Origin of the sequence: Synechococcus sp. R6-10 (genome assembly GCF_047461815.1) — a bacterium.
GTDB lineage: Bacteria > Cyanobacteriota > Cyanobacteriia > Thermostichales > Thermostichaceae > Thermostichus.
Genome location: NZ_JANSHW010000063.1, coordinates 1 through 3,715, shown reverse-complemented (window position 1 = coordinate 3,715; position 3,715 = coordinate 1). Strand labels below are relative to the sequence as shown.

Annotated in this window: 1 protein-coding gene and 1 pseudogene; one reads left to right on the top strand and one right to left on the bottom strand. The window is 59.5% G+C overall.

Going from position 1 to position 3,715, the window contains the following annotated elements; translation table 11 throughout:
* The first annotated feature begins 616 nt into the window (after window positions 1-616).
* The gene (gene ileS / locus NW837_RS02050) at window positions 617-3,400 is read left to right on the top strand and encodes an isoleucine--tRNA ligase (RefSeq protein ID WP_414329047.1); all 2,784 of its coding nucleotides are present in this window, start codon (window positions 617-619) and stop codon (window positions 3,398-3,400) included.
* Window positions 3,401-3,488: 88 nt separating this feature from the next.
* On the opposite strand, the pseudogene NW837_RS02045 reads toward ileS, so the two are convergent.
* Window positions 3,489-3,715 (bottom strand): annotated as a pseudogene (locus NW837_RS02045) (dihydroorotase); the annotation flags it as partial.

Genomic DNA, 3,715 nt, shown 5'->3' with positions numbered 1-3,715 from the left:
TAGGGCAGAGCAGGCTCAGGGCTACTGAAAGCCCGCTCCGTACCGCTTAGCGGTCGGAGCCGGGTAGTTTACACGCCCGTCCATTCCAAGCCCCGCTACAGCTATCTGCAAAACTATCCGCTCTCTCCCACCCCCAAGGCAACAACAGGCGGTCAGGGAAAGAGCGGTCTAGCGGGCCTTCAACTGGAACCTGACTGCCGGGAGGAACTCCAAGCGAGCCAGAACGTGAAGACTCTTCAGCAGACTGAAGGATCTAAGTTCAGACCGTTAGAGAACAGCCCCGGCGCACAGCCGGCTGAACCCAACTTGACGACCCTTACAACTACTACTATCTGGCATCCGCAGGAACCTCCCTTACTAAACGACACCCTGAGACTAGCACAAATCTTTTCTTGTTTTCTCGATCAGGGAGTTCATGCGGTGGTTTGTTGGAGCCGTTTGAGAGCTCCAGGCGCTCTGGGTGACCGTGGGCTTCGGATCCCCTGTCCCACAAGAGGGGTGAGGGATGGACTGCTGAGGATGAGGCGACAGCGTAGGATAGAGAGACGCCCTTTAGGTTGCTCGAGTTGCCGTGGACTACAAAAGTACCCTCAACCTGCCCCAAACTCAGTTTCCCATGCGGGCAGAGGCTGCCAAGAGAGAGCCCGCCATTCAAGCCTTTTGGCAGGAAGAGCAAATCTACCAACGCCTTGCCGACAACAATCCTGGGGATCCCTTTGTCCTGCACGATGGACCGCCCTACGCCAATGGCGATATCCACATGGGCACCACCCTCAACAAGATCCTCAAGGATATCGTCAACAAGTACCACATCCTGCAGGGGCGCAAGGTGCGCTACGTGCCCGGCTGGGATTGCCACGGCCTGCCCATCGAACTGAAAGTGTTGCAAAGCCTCACTCCGCAGGAGCGGGAAAACCTCACCCCTCTGCAGCTGCGACAAAAAGCCAAGGAGTACGCCCTGCACTACGTTGATGTGCAGCGGGCCAGTTTTCAGCGCCTGGGGGTATGGGGATCCTGGGATCGGCCCTACCTGACGCTGTCGCCGGAGTACGAAGCCGCACAGATTGAGGTGTTTGGACAAATGGCCCTCAAGGGCTACATCTACCGCGGCCTCAAACCCGTCCACTGGAGCCCCAGCTCCCAGACGGCTCTGGCGGAAGCCGAGCTGGAATATCCTGACAACCACATCTCCCGCAGCATCTATGTGGCTTTCCCGTTGCACAGCCTCAGCGCAGCGGCGCAGCCGATTTTAGAGCCCTTCATGCCGGGCCTGCGGGCGGCCATCTGGACCACCACCCCTTGGACGATCCCGGCCAACCTGGCTCTCTGCTTTAACCCCAAGCTCACCTATGCAGTGGTGGAGTCTCCCCGCTTCGGCCTGCTGTTGATCGCCGCCGATCTGCGGGAGCGGCTGGAGAAGGTTCTGGAGACGCCTCTGGAGATCAAGGCCACCCTGCCGGGATCCGCCCTGGAATACAGTCAAGGACGGCACCCCCTCTTTGACCGCGCCAGCCTCTGCGTGCTGGGGGACTATGTCACCACCGAGTCCGGCACCGGCATTGTGCACACAGCTCCGGGGCATGGGGAAGATGACTTCAAAACCGGCCAAAAGTATGGTCTGCCCATTCTCAGCCCTGTGGACGATCAGGGGAGATTTACCGCCGAGGCCGGATCCCAGTTCGTCGGGTTGGATGTGCTCTCCAAGAAGCCGGAGACCAGCGGCAATGCTGCTGTCATCCAGGCTCTGCAGGCTGCGGGGGCTTTGCTCAAGGAAGAGCCCTACAACCACAAATATCCCTACGACTGGCGCACGAAAGAGCCAACGATTTTCCGGGCCACCGAGCAGTGGTTTGCGTCTGTAGCTGGCTTCCGGGAGCTGGCCCTGCAGGCCATTAAAACCGTGAAATGGATCCCGGCCATCGGGGAGAACCGCATCACTGCTATGGTGTCGGAGCGCTCGGATTGGTGTATTTCCCGCCAGCGGGCTTGGGGCGTGCCCATCCCCGTCTTTTACGACGAAGAAACCGGCGAGGTTCTGCTCACCGCCGAGACCCTCGACCACATCAAGGCCATTTTTGCCCAGGAGGGATCCGACGCCTGGTGGCAGCGCCCGGTGGAGGAGTTGCTGCCGGAGCAGTACCGCCACAATGGCCGCACCTACCGCAAAGGGATGGACACCATGGACGTGTGGTTTGACTCCGGCTCTTCCTGGGCGGCAGTGGCCAAGGCGCAGGGGTTGGGCTACCCGGTGGATCTGTATTTGGAAGGCTCCGACCAACACCGAGGCTGGTTCCAATCCAGTTTGCTCACCTCCGTGGCCGTCAACGGCCATGCCCCCTACAAAGCGGTGCTCACCCATGGGTTTGTGCTGGACGAGAAGGGCCAGAAAATGAGCAAGTCCCTGGGGAATGTCATCGATCCGCTGGTGTTAATCAACGGCGGCAAAGATCCCCAGACGGATCCCGCCTATGGGGCAGATGTGCTGCGCCTATGGGTCTCCAGTGTGGACTACTCCGGGGATGTGCCGCTGGGTAAGACCATTCTTGGGCAAATGGCGGATGTATATCGCAAAATCCGCAACACAGCTCGCTTTTTGCTGAGCAACCTCTACGACTTCAATCCAACTCAGGATGCCGTCCCTTTTGAAGCCTTGACGGAGCTAGACCGCTACATTTTGCACCGCCTGCACGAGGTGGGATCCGAGATCGGCGAATCTTTTGCCAGCTATCAGTTCTACCGCTTTTTCCAGGCGATTCAGAACTTCTGTGTGGTGGATCTCTCCAACTTTTACCTGGATATTGCCAAGGATCGCCTCTACATTAGCCATGCCCAAAGTCTACGGCGGCGCCAATGTCAAACGGTGCTCTCCCTGTTGCTGGAGAACTTGGCCAAGGCCATCGCCCCCGTTCTCTCCCACCTGGCCGAAGAGATTTGGAGCCATCTGCCCTATCCCAAGCCCACCCGTTCGGTGTTTGAGGGGGGGTGGATGAAGCTGCCGGAGCACTGGCGGGATCCCCAGTTGGCGGCCATTTGGGAGCAGCTGCGAGAGGTGCGCCAAGAGGTGAACAAGGCTCTGGAGCAAGCCCGTACCGGTCGCGTTAGCGGGACGGAGTCCTTTAAGCCCATCGGCGCTTCCACCGAGGCCAAGGTAATCCTGAAGGTAGCGGATCCCAGCCTGTACTCTCTTTTGCAGGAGCGGTCTGCCGAGTTGCGCTACTTGTTCATCACCTCACAGGTGGAACTGGAGAAGGCCTCAGGTCAAGGCTTGCAGATCTCTGTTTTTCCGGCTGACGGCCAAAAGTGCGTGCGCTGCTGGAACTATTCCACCCGTGTGGGGGAATTTGCCGAACATCCAGAGCTGTGTGAGCGTTGTGTAGCCGCTCTGGCCGGGGAGTTTTGAATTCGGGACCCCGTCCCGCTGGCGGGAAGGGATCCCCCTCTTTGAATTGGCTCTTTCTCCGGACAGGTCTTGTCGGCCTTCTTCGGGATCAAGGGGCAGAGCTGCGGGATGGGATCCCCTCGACATGGGTGTGCAGCACTTTGCCGCACAGGGTTTTCTCCAGCCAGGGAGTCGCTGGCGATCGGGAGTGGAGGGTGGCCGCAGAAACCGTCCAGGGGTGGGTGGGATCAAACAGCACCCAGTCGCTGTGGGGGGTGAGGGTGGGCGGATCTAGGTTTAGGCAGCGGGCCGGGTACAGGCTGAGGGCAGACCACA